General features: G+C 62.5%; 9 protein-coding genes and 1 other RNA gene. 7 read left to right on the top strand and 3 right to left on the bottom strand.

Annotation, left to right across the window (positions count from 1 at the left end; all coding sequences use genetic code 11):
- The first annotated feature begins 482 nt into the window (after window positions 1-482).
- Entirely contained in the window at window positions 483-1,166 is a 684-nt protein-coding gene (locus ACP7D4_RS23475) for a hypothetical protein (protein ID WP_426211622.1), read from the top strand.
- Window positions 1,167-1,222: 56 nt separating this feature from the next.
- Here the strand turns inward: ACP7D4_RS23475 and ACP7D4_RS23470 are convergent, their stop codons facing one another.
- Window positions 1,223-4,045 carry a M16 family metallopeptidase gene (locus ACP7D4_RS23470; RefSeq protein WP_426211620.1) on the bottom strand — a complete coding sequence of 941 codons (2,823 nt, stop codon included), beginning with the start codon at window positions 4,043-4,045 and terminating at the stop codon, window positions 1,223-1,225.
- 50 nt (window positions 4,046-4,095) lie between these two features.
- A complete protein-coding gene (locus ACP7D4_RS23465) occupies window positions 4,096-6,561 on the bottom strand; it encodes a bifunctional diguanylate cyclase/phosphodiesterase (RefSeq protein ID WP_426211618.1) in 2,466 nt (821 codons plus the stop codon).
- Window positions 6,562-6,910: 349 nt separating this feature from the next.
- Here ACP7D4_RS23465 and ribBA point away from each other — a divergent pair, with 349 nt between their 5' ends.
- The 3 genes from ribBA to nusB are packed head-to-tail and all read left to right on the top strand — an operon-like array spanning window position 6,911 to window position 9,043.
- On the top strand, window positions 6,911-8,023 hold the full coding sequence (ribBA, locus tag ACP7D4_RS23460) for a bifunctional 3,4-dihydroxy-2-butanone-4-phosphate synthase/GTP cyclohydrolase II (RefSeq protein WP_426107317.1): 1,113 nt from the start codon (window positions 6,911-6,913) through the stop codon (window positions 8,021-8,023).
- A gap of 37 nt (window positions 8,024-8,060) precedes the next feature.
- Window positions 8,061-8,540, top strand: a complete 480-nt coding sequence (ribH, locus tag ACP7D4_RS23455; protein WP_426107319.1) for a 6,7-dimethyl-8-ribityllumazine synthase — start codon at window positions 8,061-8,063, stop codon at window positions 8,538-8,540.
- Window positions 8,541-8,572: 32 nt separating this feature from the next.
- Entirely contained in the window at window positions 8,573-9,043 is a 471-nt protein-coding gene (nusB, locus tag ACP7D4_RS23450; protein ID WP_426107321.1) for a transcription antitermination factor NusB, read from the top strand.
- A 193-nt stretch (window positions 9,044-9,236) separates the two neighbouring features.
- Here nusB and ACP7D4_RS23445 read toward each other — a convergent pair whose 3' ends face one another.
- Window positions 9,237-10,064, bottom strand: coding sequence for a transglycosylase SLT domain-containing protein (locus ACP7D4_RS23445; protein WP_426211616.1), 828 nt, complete (start codon window positions 10,062-10,064; stop codon window positions 9,237-9,239).
- Window positions 10,065-10,640: 576 nt separating this feature from the next.
- Between ACP7D4_RS23445 and ubiD the strand changes: the two genes are divergently transcribed.
- From ubiD to ACP7D4_RS23430, 3 genes are all read left to right on the top strand, one after another.
- A complete protein-coding gene (gene ubiD, locus ACP7D4_RS23440; protein ID WP_426107325.1) occupies window positions 10,641-12,125 on the top strand; it encodes a 4-hydroxy-3-polyprenylbenzoate decarboxylase in 1,485 nt (494 codons plus the stop codon).
- A 103-nt stretch (window positions 12,126-12,228) separates the two neighbouring features.
- An RNA gene (ffs, locus tag ACP7D4_RS23435) (signal recognition particle sRNA small type) lies at window positions 12,229-12,327 on the top strand.
- Window positions 12,328-12,471: 144 nt separating this feature from the next.
- Window positions 12,472-14,679, top strand: coding sequence for a DNA polymerase III subunit gamma/tau (locus tag ACP7D4_RS23430; protein WP_426211614.1), 2,208 nt, complete (start codon window positions 12,472-12,474; stop codon window positions 14,677-14,679).
- Window positions 14,680-14,715: the final 36 nt, after the last annotated feature.

Raw genomic sequence — 14,715 nt, 5'->3', positions numbered from 1 at the left:
GAGAAATGCGCAAACAACGGCCACGACCAGATAAGCCATTGGCGGTGGCCCATACTCGATTTCTGCGTGGCAGCCTCGGCAAACCGTTGCTCCATGGGGAACGTTCCTACGGCAGTGTGGGCAGATAAGGTCGCTCATGATTTCCTAAAATAATTAGTGTTGACGTGAAGGATCGGTGATTGCCAATCCCTACCTGGGAAAATTAATCATAGTTTAAGATTGCCTTGAATGCAACGTCCCGAGTCGATGTTTTACCGTTTGAATTTGTGGGCGTAATTCAAAGTACCGCCAGCACCTATAAGGGTTGTGATGCGATTCAACATAATCGTGCGCTATGTCGAGCGGATGCTGTCGCGCACGGGGACGCTGGCGCAGAGGTGGTTGCCCGTGGTGGCGCACTGTGCGCGGCTTCTGATAGAATTGATAGTAAGATAACAATTCAATCGGGTTGCAATTCAGCACGCCCGTTTTTTAGCGACCTCATGAATAAAAATACGATCTGTTTGACCGCCAGTCTGTTGGTGCTGTCCCTGCTGCAAGCTTGTTCCGACAAGACGATCAACGCCTCCGCGCCGGCGGCTGTGCAGGCAGCGGCCGACACGGCCGCAGCGGCCGGGCCCGCCATCCCGACGGCGGCTGCGGCCGTCGCCATTGCCGAGAAAACCGCGCCGGGCAAGAAACTCAAGCCGATTCCGAAAGCAGCCACCATGGAATGCGGCGAGCGCAAGATCGTGCTCGAAGCGAGTTGCCTGGACCTGGCCGGCCCGCAACTGCTCCACTGCACCAAACAAAGCCTCGTCATTTCCGAGACGGTCTCGGGCAAAGTGCTGAGCACGCGCAATTACGCGCCAGTCAAGGGCGACGGCGCCGCGCCCGACATCATCGACGAAAAAGTCGCCGAGATGACCTGCGTAAAGACCAAGAGCGGTGGCCAATATATCGTCACCAATATGTTCAACGGTGGCAATTGCCCCACGTGCGAGTGGAATGAAGTCTACGGCTGGGATGGCGTGTTTATCGGCTCCGACCGCGACAAGCAGAAAAAAGTGCCTGCCGTCGACGACGCCGTGGCAGCCATCACCGAAAAAGACGTGGACCGCGTCACGGGCGTGAACGACATGGCGGGCTACTATTCAGAGCCGGTCGCGAAGGAGGCCACAAAATAAGCACACCGGGCGCCCGAACATGATTCATTCCGGGCGCCATTGCTTTAAAAGCCGTATCACTTCTTTTCAGGGTACTGCACCAGCTGCACGTAGTTCTGCAGATTGAAGTAGCGCCGCGCCGCCTGTTTCAGGTCTTCCGGCGTGAGCGCCTGGACCTGCGCTTCGTAGGCCAGCAGCGTGGCCGGGTCGCTCCCTTGCAGCAGTGACGTTTGCAGCCGTCCCAGCCAGTAGCCGTTTTCGCGCAGCGCCTTGCGGTGATCCTGCAGCCAGCCTTGCTTGACCTTGTTCAAGTCCGAGGTCGACGGTCCCTGGGTTTTCATGCGCTCGATTTCAGTAAACGCGGCGGCGATGACTTTCTCGACCTTGTCCGGCCCCGTGGGCAGGTTGACCGCGATGCGGTAGTGCGGCTTGGGCACCTTGCCGATCGCGCCGCTCATGCCGCCACCATAAATGAGTGCCATTTTCTCGCGCAGCACTTCGATGATCCGGATGTTCATCACTTCGAGCAGGGCCGACAGGCGCATCTGCTCTTCTTCCGAATACTGTGCCGCTCCGGTGAAATTGATCGACACCGTGCTTTTCGCTTCGCTGCCGACCCGCACTTCCTTTTTGAGCACGCCGCGCACCGGTTCAATCCCCATGTCGCGATAGAGCGCGACAATCGGGCTCGTTGGCAGGCTGGCGAGGTAGGTTGCGATCAAGGGGCGCAGTTGGGCGATGTCGACACTGCCGACGATCACGAACGTCATGTCGCGCGCGCTGGCAAAGCGCTGCTGGTAAATGGCCAGCGCGCGGTCAAGGTCGATCCTGGCGAAGTCCTCGGGGCGCGGCACGCGCGGCACGCGGGGGTGGTTGTTGTAGAGCGTGGCGGCCAGCGTGTCTTCGAACACTGCCTCGGGCTGGGCCATGGCGTTGCGCGCCGACTCGAGCTGCTTGCCCATTAGCGAGGCAAACAGCGCCGGGTCGCGCCGCACCGGGCCAAATTTCAGGTACACCAGCTGCAGCATGGTCTCGACATCGTTGCCGCCGCTCGCGCCGCGCACACTGTCGGTGTAGCTGCCAAGCGAGGCGCTCGCGTTTGCGCTCTTGCCGGCCAGGATATTGGACAGCTCCAGCGGCGTATGAGCGCCCGCGCCCATGCTCGCGGCGATCGTGCTCGCATAGCGCGCGTTGAGCACATCGGGTTCGCCAAATAGAGATTCGCCGCCAAACCGGGTGGCCGACAGTACCACCTGGTCGTTGCGAAAATCGGTAGGCTTCACAATGACTTTGACGCCGTTCGACAGCGTGAGCGTGGTCAGGCCAAGCCGCTTGTCCTGCGTTTCACTGACGATGCTGCCCGGCGCCGGCTTGGCCGCCATCAGGCTGGTGGCGTAGGCCCGCTCGTCGCGCGGCTTGAGCGCGACCTGTTCGGCGGCGCTGAAGGAGGCCAGCAGCTGTTCGCTGGTGGGCGTGGCAAGGCTGCCGCTGCCGGCCGCACCCATGTACACCACCAGCTTGGGCGCATCCAGGGGAACCGCCTCGCGCGCATAGCGGTTGATCTCGTCAAGCGAAATGCCGGGAATCAGTTCGCGCGCGTACTTCACTTCGTTATCCAGCCCCGGTATGCTTTCCTGGTTCAGGAAATTGCGGATGTATTCACCCACCAGGGCGGCCGAGTCGGTCTTCTCGCGCTCGTTGTAGGCGCGCTCGTAGCTGCGCAAGATGTTCTTTTTTGCGCGCTCCAGTTCCGCGGCGCTGAAGCCGAATTTGCTGGCGCGCGCATTTTCCTGCACCAGCGCGCCGATGGCCGGCGCGGCGCCGCCCGCGCCCAGCGTGGCCGAGGCACTGTAGGCTTCGTAGCGCGCCGTCAGGCGACTGACGGCGCTGCCGGCGCTCATGAAAGGCGCGTCGGCCAGTTGCGTCAGTTCGCCCAGCCGCTCATTGAGCATGGTGGTAAACAGCGACTGCACCAGGTCGTCGCGGTAGCCGCCGATGGTGGCGCTCTCCTTGGCGGGGCGCACCGGGTAGCGCACCAGCAGCGAGTTGCCGCTCGCTTCCTTGTCGGTGATGACGACCGCTTCGGTCGCGCCGCGCGGCGAAATTTCCGCTTCAAGTCGCGCGCGCTCGGGTACGGGATTTTTCAAGCTCCCGAAATGCAGCTTGACGAGCCGTTCCGCTTCGCGCGTATCGAGGTCGCCCACCACCACCACGGCCATCAGGTCCGGCCGGTACCAATCCTTGTAGAAGCGCCGCAGCGCCTCGTGCGAGCCTTTGGTGATGATCGCTTCCTGACCGATCGGCAGGCGCTGCGCATAGCGCGAGCCATTGAAAATCTTGGGCATCAAAACTTTGTCCATGCGGTCGCGCGCGCCTTTCCCAAGGCGCAGTTCTTCCAGCACCACCGAACGCTCCTGGTCAATGTCGCTGCCGTTCATCGTCACGCCTTGCGCCCAGTCGCGCAGCACGCGAAAGCCCTGGTTGACGTTGCCCGGCTTGGCGGTCGGTATCGGCAGGATGTAGACCGTTTCGTCGAAGCTGGTGTAGGCATTCAGGTCGGCGCCAAAGCGCACCCCGATCGATTCGAGGTAGGACACCAGCTCGTGCTTTTTGAAGTTGGCGGTGCCGTTAAATGCCATGTGCTCGACCATGTGGGCCATGCCTTGCTGGTCGTCGTCTTCCAGGATCGAACCGGCCTTGACGACCAGGCGCAGTTCGAGCTTGTTTTGCGGCTTGCCGTTCTTGCGCAGGTAGTAGGTCAGGCCGTTGGGGAGCTTGCCGACCACCACCTGCGTCGACACCGGCAACGCCTCGCCCAGGTTGACCGCGGCCTGTACGCCCAAGACGCAGCTAAACAGCAAAATGGCGGAGACTGCGGAGCGGGCAAAGTGCTTGGACATCGGCGTGGTCTGGTCAAAAGAGGAGAGCCGAATTCTACTCCTGTCTTGCTTTATGCTGCGGGAAGGCGCAACAGCGGCGTTGCGCCGCTCATCAGGCGCCCCATTTCGTCGGCCGGGACCGGGCGGCTGAACAGGTAGCCTTGCACTTCGTCGCAGCCGATCGCCTTCAGGAAGGCAAGCTGGCCTTCGGTCTCGACGCCTTCGGCAATCACCACTAGCGACAGGCCGTGCGCCAGCGCGATGGTGGCCTGGGCGATGGCCGCGCTGCGCGGTTCGGTCGTGATGTTGCGGACAAAAGTCTGGTCGATCTTGAGCTTGTCGAGCATGAAGCGCGACAGGTAGCCGAGCGAGGAATAGCCGGTGCCGAAGTCGTCCAGCGAAATCGACACGCCCATCTCGGTCAGCTCGGTGAGCTGCGCGGCGGTCGCTTCGGTGTCGTGCATCATCACGCTTTCGGTCAGCTCCACTTCCAGGTAGCGCGCTTCCAGGCCGCTTTCGCTCAGCGCTTCGCGCACCACCTGCGGCACCGTGCCAACCATGAACTGGTGGGCCGAGACATTGACCGCCACGCGCAGGCGCGTCAAGCCTGCGTCTTGCCAGGCCTTGTTCTGGATGCAGGCCTGGCGGATCACCCAGTTCCCGATCGGCAGGATCATGCCGGTGTCTTCGGCCAGCGCGATAAAGTCGTTCGGGGCGACCTGGCCCAGCTCGGGACTGCGCCAGCGCAGCAGCGCTTCCATGCTGCAGATCTTGCCATCGGCCATAGAGACCTGCGGCTGGTAGTTGAGCGACAGTTCGCCGCGCTCGATGGCGCGCCGCAAATGCGTCTCGAGCGACATCCAGCGCAGCGCCTGCGCGTTCATTTCGCCCTTGAAGAAGCGAAAGCCGTTGCGGCCCGTGTCCTTCATGTGCGACAGCGCCACGTCGGCCGCTTTTAACAGTTCGCTCGGGTTGGCGCCGTCGCGTGGATAGATGCTGATGCCTACGCTGGTGGTGACGATCAGGTCGTGCCCGCCCACGTCGAAAGGCCGGGCCACCGCTTCGATCAGGGCGCCGGCGTGTTCGACGATGTCGTCCGAATCGAGGCACTGGGTCAGCAGCAGCACGAATTCGTCGCCGCCCAGGTGGGCCAGCACGTCGTGCGGGCCGGCCAGGACGCCGGCGCGGCGCGCCACTTCGCGCAGCATGGAGTCGCCCGTTTCGTGGCCCAGGCTGTCGTTGATGCGCTGCAGGCGGTCCAGGTTAAACAGCAGCAGCGCGATCTGACGTTCGCCGTCGCGCGCGGCGGCAATCGAGGTGCGCAGGCGCTCGATGAGCACCGCACGGTTGGGCAGCAGCGTGAGTGGATTATGGTTCGACAAGAAGTCGACCTGGTGGTGCGCTTCCTTGAGCGCGCTGACGTCGCTCGAGACCGAGACGTAGGCGCTGATCTGGCCATCGTCGCCGCGCACGGTGTCGATGGCGATCCGCACGGGGTAGATTTCGCCGTTCTTGCGCTTGTTCCAGATCTCGCCGCGCCATTGGCCGTGGTTTTGCAGCGCGCTCCAGATGGCGCGGTAAAAGGCGCTGTCGTGGCGGCCCGACATCAACAGGCGCGGATTGCGTCCCTTGACTTCCTGTTCCGTGTAGCCGGTACTCAGTTCAAAAGCGGCGTTGACGGCGATGATGTCGGCGTTCGCGTCCGTCATCATGATGCTTTCCTGGGTACTTTCGAAAATCCGCGCGGCCAGGCGCAGCCGCTGTTCGCTTTCGCGCAGCGCCAGGTCGGACTGTTGGCGCGCGGCCGCTTCGAGCTGCAGTTGCGCCGCGTGGCGCTGCACCGACTGGTACAGCGTCAGGTTTTCGTAGGCGACGGCGAGCTGCGCGGCCAGCGTTGCGGCGAAGCGCTCGTCCTCGCTGTCGAACGGGGCGGCGAGCGGCGCGCGCGTAAAGTAGAGCCAGCCGTGCAGGCGGTTGTGTTCGAGCACCGGCAGGCCGAGGAAGGTGCCGGCCGGCGGGTGCTTGTCGGGCAAGCCCTTGATGCCGGTCGCATCCAGGCTGTGCATGAGCACGGCGTTGGCCGCGTTCAGGAGCGAGCCGGGCAAGCGCTCGCGGGTGTTCGCGTGCGGGGCCAGGATTTCCGGGTCGAAGCCGTGCGCGCTCAAGTGGCACGTCTGGTGCGACTTGGCGTCGAGCAGGCAGACGGCCAGGTGGTCGGCTTTCATGATGCGGGTGGCCGATTCCAGGAACCGGGCGATCATTTGCTCGGAATCGCGCTCGCCGATCAAACGCAGGCCCAGGTCTTCCACCGTGGCCAGGCGCGCGGCAATGTCGCGCAGGCCGGCCATGCGCTCGGCCACCAGGGCGCGGATGGCGCCGGCCAGCGCCGGTGCCACCGTCTGGGCCACCAGCAGCGCGCCGATGTCGTGCTCGGCCGCGCCCAGCGCATAGCTGATGGGGCTGTGCGCGGCCGCCTCCAGCCCGAGCGGGGTCAGCCCGCACAGGATGGTCTGGAAGCCGGACAGGTCGTCGGACATCAGGCGTGCTCCGCGCGTGCGGGACAGGGATTCGCGGGGCGGGGACGGCGGGTCAGGGCGGGCAAGGCAACAAGCATTAGGCACTCCAGGAAGCGCGCACGGCGGATACCGCGGCGACGTCGTCACCCGATCATAAAGCAGGCAATCACTATGTTGCATTGGAATTCGAAAAAGTTCACAATTTTCCTACTGTATGACAATATCGTTGTCCTGATGCAACGAATTTTTCATTCAGGCAGTTGCTGAAGCGGCGTCGCGGCATCCTCTGTATCTTAGCTCAGTTGAACTCTGGTAAATCCTTTAAAATAGCGGATTGCGCAAATGCAGCCCGTACCGAAGGAAATACCGCATGTCTATCTCTAGCACCCAAGAAATTGTTGCCGAACTGCGCGCCGGGCGCATGGTCATCCTTGTTGACGAGGAAGACCGCGAAAACGAAGGCGACCTGGTGCTGGCGGCCGATTTCGTCACGCCCGAAGCGATCAATTTCATGGTGAAATTCGCGCGCGGCCTGGTGTGCCTGACGCTGACCGAAGAGCGCTGCAAGCTGCTCAAGCTGCCGATGATGACGACCAGCAATGGCACCTCGTTCGGCACCAATTTTACTGTCTCGATCGAAGCGGCCGAAGGCGTGACCACCGGCATTTCGGCGGCCGACCGGGCCAAGACCATCCAGGTAGCGGTGGCCAAGAACGCCACGGCCAGCGACATCGTCCAGCCTGGCCATATATTCCCGCTCAAGGCCCAGCGCGGTGGCGTGCTGATGCGTGCCGGGCACACCGAAGCCGGTTGCGACCTGACCGAGATGGCCGGTTTGACGCCGGCCTCGGTCATTTGCGAGATCATGAAGGATGACGGCAGCATGGCGCGCCTGCCGGACTTGCTCGAATTTGCGGCCGAACACAAATTGAAGATCGGTACTATTGCCGACCTGATCCACTACCGCAGCGAGCACGAGTGCCTGGTGGAACGCGTGGCCGAGCGTCCGATGAGTACCGTGTTTGGCGAATTTCGCCTGATTGCCTTCCGCGACAAGCCGAGCGGCTCGGCCCACCTTGCCATGGTGCACGGCGAACTCGCGCCCAACCTGGAGTCGCTGGTGCGCGTGCACCAGCCGGTGTCGATCCTGGACCTGCTGGAAAACAAGGCCACCACCCATTCGTGGACCATGGCGTCGGCGATGCAGGCGATCAAGGAGTCCGAGCGCGGCGTGTTGGTGCTGCTCAATTGCGGCGAATCGGCCGACCAGATGTTTGCCCAGTTTTCAGCGCTCGACGCGCCGGAAACCCGGCCCCAGGCGCGCGCGGCCAGCATGGACCTGCGCACCTACGGCATTGGCGCGCAAATCCTGAAGGACCTGGGCGTTGGCAAGATGCAATTGCTGGCCAGCCCGCGCAAGATGCCATCGATGACCGGTTTCGACCTCGAGGTCACCGGATACCTGGCCAAGCCGGCCGCCTGAAGTACACTACCCGTAACCCATACAAAAGAGAGACGCCATGACCGTTGGAACCTATGAAAGCAACCTGACAGGCGCCGGCCTGCGCATTGGCATCGTGCAGGCGCGCTTTAACGCCGACGTCGGGCACGGCCTGCTGTCGTCGTGCCTGGCCGAGCTCAAGCACCTTGGCGTGTCGGACGAAGACGTGTTGCACGTGACCGTGCCGGGCGCGCTGGAAATCCCGCTGGCGCTGCAAAAAATGTGCGAGACCGAGCAGTTTGACGCCTTGATTGCGCTGGGCGCGGTGATTCGCGGCGAGACCTACCATTTTGAGCTGGTCTCGAACGAGTCGGGCGCCGGCATCACGCGCGTGGGCCTGGACTACGGCATGGCGATCGCCAACGCAGTCTTGACCACCGAGAACGACGAGCAGGCTGAAGTGCGCATGGCAGAGAAGGGCGCCGACGCAGCGCGTGTGGCTGTGGAAATGGCCAACCTGCTGATCGCGCTCGAAGAACTGCAAGCTGAAGAAGACTAAGTCCCCGTATTACAGAAGAACAGGCACGTACCATGACAGATAAAAGTTTGCACGCCAACCCGAGCAAGAACCGCACGCCGCGCCACCGCGCGCGCGAGTTTGCCTTGCAGGGCTTGTACCAATGGCTGCTCAACAACGAAGACGCGACCACGGTCGTCAACAATATTCGCGCCGCGCACGGGTTTGAAAAAGCCGACGCCGACCATTTTGCGGTGCTGCTGTACGGCGCGATCAAAAGTTCGGTGGCGCTGCGCGAAGCGTTTGCGCCACTGATCGACCGCACCGTGGCCGAGCTCTCGCCAATCGAGCACGCGGTGCTGCTGATTGGCGCCTACGAGTTGAAGAACAACCTCGATATTCCCTACCGGGTGGTGATCAATGAAGCGGTCGAGCTGACCAAATCGTTCGGCGGCATTGACGGGCACAAGTATGTGAACGGCGTGCTCGACAAGCTCGCGCCGATCCTGCGCGCTGATGAAGTGGCGGGCGACACGCGTCGTTGACCGATTCGCCAGCTAACTATAAAGGAGCCGCCCGCCCCAAGCCGCGCGGCTTTTTTTTGCCCTTCGCCACCACAACACGCCCGCCAAGCACAATCTCCCCCGGGGGAGGTGGCGGAAATAGTTGAGCAAATAAAAAGGCCGGTTTGCACGATGCGTGCAAAACGGCCTTGATGCTTTTGCGACTGGGTTTTGCTTACTGCAGTACCGCGAGCTGTTCGCCTTCGATGACGGCAGGGGCGTTTTCCGCTTTTGGCGTTACTGCGGGGGCTGCCTTGTCGGCCACGACCGCTGCAGGGGCAGCAATCGAAGGCGCGGTGAAGGTCGGTACTTGCTTGCCGCCGGCAACCAGCTTCAGGCGCTTGTATTCGGCCAGCACTTTGGAGCCGTAGCCCTGGTCGGTGTCGAACGCTGCGGCGCCGACGTAAGTCTTGAGGCCGGCTTCAACGGAACCACCGCGGCTGACATATTCCTTCAGGATCTGGGCGCCAACACGGATATTGGCAACCGGATTGAGGGCAGTCTGGATGCCGCCCATCTTCTGGAACCGGGCGTGGTGGATCTTGGACATGACTTGCATTAAGCCTTGCGCACCGACCGGGCTTTCCGCAAAGGGATTCAGACCAGACTCGATGGCCATCACCGCAAGGATCAGCAGTGGGTCGATTTTCACTTCGTTAGCGGTCGTGTAAGCAGTCGATACCAGCATGTTGGTGGCGTCGCCGGCAACCCGATAGCGCTTCGACAGCCAGCTGGTGACCATTTTCTGCTGCTTGCTGTTGGCCGGTGCAGCCTGCACGCCGGCCTCTGCCCGTGCGCCGGCTGTTGCTTCGGCGGGTACGGTGGTTTCGGCTTGCATGATGCCGGACGCTGCTTCTGGTGCGTCTGGTGCGTCTGCTTGGGCAACCAGCACTTGCGCAGGCGCCAGGAACTGCGACATCTGGTGCGCCATATCGGGGCGGGCATACAGGACGCCAACCACCGCCAGGGCGGAAAGACCAACGACGGTCAAGGTGTGTTGCATGGTGGTCGCAAAACCACGTGCCGTTTTGGCGACGGAAGTCCACGTCACTGGCCGGGCGGCCATTGTCTGGGCGAACTTAGCTGTCGCCCCGTTGAAACGATGTATCATCGAATTCCCCTTTGTCGCGACAAAAGTTGTCCCATTACCGCGGGTAAGCGCAGCGGGCTTTCTATTGCCGTGCATCAGAAATATCGTTTGTCGCCGCTGCTGCGGTCAACGAAACGCCGTCATTGCTTGCTACAGCTGGTCGTTCCCTGTGGTATTGGACCAGTGGCAAAACAACTGTTTTCGGGGACTAGGCTGACGCCTATTGAAAACACTCCATTAAATGTCGTTGGGGCCCCGACCCCGTGAAAGGTTGAGAACAGCTAAAATCAAGTCCTTGGACCGCGCTGTCTCATCAACTAGGGCGAATTGTAGGAGGTCGCATATATCAAGTCAATACTAACACGATTGATCTTTATTACTTTTAGATCTGACTTATTTTGGTGCAACGCAGCAAAGCCCTGTTAAATCAATCACTTGGCATGGCTATTTCAACAACCATGTGTCCCAGAAAAAAACATAAATAAACCGATGAAATATTCAGATTTGCGAGATTTTGTTACTCAGCTGCAAGAAATGGGCGAGTTGAAGCGGATTTCCTTGCCAGTTTCACCCTATTTGGAGATGACGGAGGTCTGCGACCGCACTTTGCGCGCCGGCGGGCCGGCTATTCTGTTCGAAAAACCGACCGGACACACGATCCCGGTGCTGGGAAACCTGTTCGGAACACCACGCCGCGTGGCGCTGGGGATGGGGGCGGACGATGTGGGTGAACTGCGCAAGATCGGGCACGTACTGGCGCGCTTGAAGGAGCCGGAGCCGCCCAAAGGGTTCAAGGATTTGATGGGACTCGGTTCGCTGGTCAAGGCGGTGTGGGACATGTCGCCCAAGGAAACGCGTGGCGCGCCCTGCCAGGAAATCGTGTGGGAAGGCAATGACGTCGATTTGTCGCGCCTGCCGATCCAGCATTGCTGGCCGGGCGACGTGGCGCCCCTGATTACCTGGGGGCTGGTGATTACCAAGGGTCCCCACAAAAAGCGCCAGAACCTGGGCATTTACCGCCAGCAGGTACTGGGGCCAAACAAGGTCATCATGCGCTGGCTGGCGCACCGCGGCGGTGCGCTCGACTTCAGGGAGCATGGGATTGCGACCAAGGGGCAGCCGTATCCCGTGTGCGTGGCGCTGGGCGCCGATCCGGCCACCATTTTGGGCGCGGTGACGCCGGTGCCGGACAGCTTGTCGGAATACCAGTTCGCCGGTTTGCTGCGCGGCAGCCGCACGGTGCTGACCAAAGCCATCGGCAGCGAACTGCGGGTGCCGGCATCGGCCGAGATCGTGCTGGAAGGGCACATCTATGCCGATCCAAATCATCCGACCGGCTATGAGCACGCGCTGGAAGGCCCGTTTGGCGACCATACGGGTTATTACAATGAGCAGGACAGTTTTCCGGTGTTCACGATCGACCGCATCACCATGCGGCGCGATCCGATTTATCACTCTACGTATACAGGCAAGCCGCCGGACGAGCCGGCGGTGCTTGGAGTGGCGCTGAACGAGGTTTTCATTCCACTGCTGCAAAAGCAGTTCAGCGAGATCACGGATTTTTATTTGCCGCCGGAAGGATGCAGTTACCGGATGGCCGTGGTGCAGATGAAAAAGCAGTACGCCGGCCATGCCAAGCGGGTGATGTTCGGCGTGTGGAGTTTCTTGCGGCAGTTTATGTATACGAAGTTTATTGTCGTGGTCGATGAAGACGTCAATATCCGCGACTGGAAAGAGGTGATCTGGGCGATCACCACCAGGGTCGATCCGATGCGCGATACGCTGCTGGTCGATAACACGCCGATCGATTACCTGGATTTTGCGTCGCCGGTCAGCGGCCTGGGGAGCAAGATGGGGATTGATGCGACTAACAAGTGGCCGGGGGAGACGACGAGGGAGTGGGGGACGACCATTGCGATGACGCCTGAGGTGAAAAGCAAGGTCGATCAGATCTGGCAGGAGTTGGGGCTTTAAAACATATGCGGGCTCACTGCTCAGGTTAACGAAGCGTCGAGCCCAACGACACCCGCTGCGCAGTGTTCCCCACAAACCGCCACGGTCGGTTATAATCACAGCTGGCGGGCCCCTGCGCATTGTGGCATGGCTAACCTGGTCAGGTCGGGAACGAAGCAGCCACGGCCGTTAACCATAAGTGCCGCAGATCAGGCTCGCCTCTTTCGATCTTTCAGTCCTTGTCATTCCCGCGTCGCTTCCGGCGGCCGCATCCGCATTACCCCAACCCGTTTCCCCGCTTCGGCATAGCTTGTTACAATGGCTCTTTTCGCCCCGTCCGGTGCGTCACATACGGTAAAATCCACGCATGTCCTATCAAGTCCTCGCCCGCAAATACCGTCCCAAGAATTTCGACACGCTCGTCGGCCAGGAACACGTCGTGCGCGCGCTCACGCACGCCTTGCAAACGGGTCGCCTGCACCACGCCTACCTGTTTACGGGCACGCGCGGCGTGGGCAAGACGACGCTCTCGCGCATTTTGGCCAAGTCGCTCAACTGCATCGGCCCGGACGGCAGCGGCGGCATCACCGCCAACCCGTGCGGCGTGTGCGAAGCGTGCACCGCGATCGACGCCGGCCGCTTTGTCGACTATATAGAGATGGACGCGGCATCGAACCGCGGCGTCGATGAAATGGCCCAGCTGCTCGAACAGGCCGTGTACGCGCCGTCGAACGCGCGCTTCAAGGTCTACATGATCGACGAAGTGCACATGCTGACCAACCACGCCTTCAACTCGATGCTCAAGACGCTCGAAGAGCCGCCCGAGCACGTCAAGTTCATCCTGGCCACGACCGACCCGCAAAAAATTCCCGTGACCGTGCTCTCGCGCTGCCTCCAGTTCAACCTGAAGCAAATGCCGCCCGGGCACATCATCAGCCACCTCGACAACATCCTCGGCCAGGAAGGCATCAGCTTCGAGCAGCCGGCGCTGCGGCTGCTGGCGCAAGGCGCGCATGGGTCGATGCGCGACGCGCTGTCGCTGACCGACCAGGCCATCGCCTACGCCGCCGGGCAAGTCACGCTCGACGCGGTGCAGGGCATGCTCGGCGCGCTCGACCAGTCCTACCTGATCCGCCTGCTCGACGCGCTGGTCAACCAGGACGGCGCCGACCTGATGGCGGTGGCCGACGAAATGGCCAGCCGCAGCCTGTCGTACAACGGCGCGCTGCAAGACCTGGGCACGCTGCTGCACCGGATCGCGCTCGCGCAAAGCGTGCCGACGGCGGTTCCGCAAGACTTGCCCGAGCTGGCCGACATCCATCGCCTGGCCGCCGCGTTCGATGCGCAAGAAGTGCAGCTGTATTACCAGATCGTCGTTCATGGCCGTAACGAGATTGGCCTGGCGCCCGACGAATACGCGGGCTTTACAATGACGCTGCTGCGCATGCTCGCTTTCCGCCCGGGTAATGGGGGCGCCGAAGGCGTGGCCTCCGGTCCGGCAGCGGCGCGCCCCGTTGCGCCGGCGCGTCCCGCCGCGCCACCGCCGGCACGCGCCGCCGCTGCGGCTGTCGCCAGCCATGCGGCCGTCTTGCCGTCGCCGTCGCCGCCACCACCGCGTCCGGCGCCACCGCCGCCTGCGCCTGTGCATCAGGCGGCGAGCGTGCAGCAGGCGGCGAGCGTGCATCAGGCGGCGAGCGTGCAGCAAGCTGCGCCGGCGGCGCCCGGCGCCCCCGCGTCCAGCCCGGCGCGCGCCGCCATCAACGCCGCGCTCGAAGCTGCGCGCGCGGCCAGCGGCGGTCGGCATGCCGCGCCGCGCCGTTCCACCGCACAGACCAACCAGGCCGATGCCGCCGCGGCATTGACCGCGCCGCCGGTGCCGGTGCCGGAAACTCCCTCTGCGCCGGCTGCAAAAGCCCCGCCGCCGTGGGAGGCGGCCGCGCCCGTGCAGAGCGCACCGGAACAACGTTCGCCTGTACAATTCCAGGATGACGGGCCGAACGATGCCCAGAACGACGACGCCCAAAACGAGCCGCCATCATGGGCAACCGATTTTTCCGATGACAGCGCCGTGGCGCAGGACATGCCGCCCGCAGCGCCGGCGGCGCCAGCCGCGCCACGCGCAGCGGCCCGCGCGCGGCCCCCATACGTGATCACGCCGGTCCCCGAGCTTGCGTGGGACGGCAACTGGCCGGCACTGGCCGCACTGCTGCCGCTGCGCGGCGTGTCGCAGCAGCTGGCGTTCCAGACCGAGCTGGCGTCGTGCACGGTGGACGATCTGGTGACCACGTTCCGCTTGCGCGTGCCGATCGATACGCTGCGCGCCAGCGGCAACACCGAAAAACTGCAGGCCGCATTGCAGGACCATTTTGCCGGCACCAAGGTGCAGGTCGAAATCGACATCGGGCCGGTCTGGTACACCGCCAGCGCCGAAGCGATTTCGCTGCGCGCCGAGTGCCAGCGCGTGGCCGAAGAGACGGTCATGAACGATGACTTCGTCAAGGATGTGATGCGCGACCTTGGCGCGTTCATCGTGCCCGGCTCGGTGCGTCCCGCGCCCGGCGCTCCCGCACCCTGACTATTTATTCCCTTATTAACCATCCCGGAGAACTAT

This window comes from Massilia sp. TWP1-3-3 (assembly GCF_049897805.1).
GTDB lineage: Bacteria > Pseudomonadota > Gammaproteobacteria > Burkholderiales > Burkholderiaceae_D > Telluria_A.
Note: the sequence above shows the minus strand (reverse complement) of the source record. Positions and strands in the feature narration are given on the sequence as shown.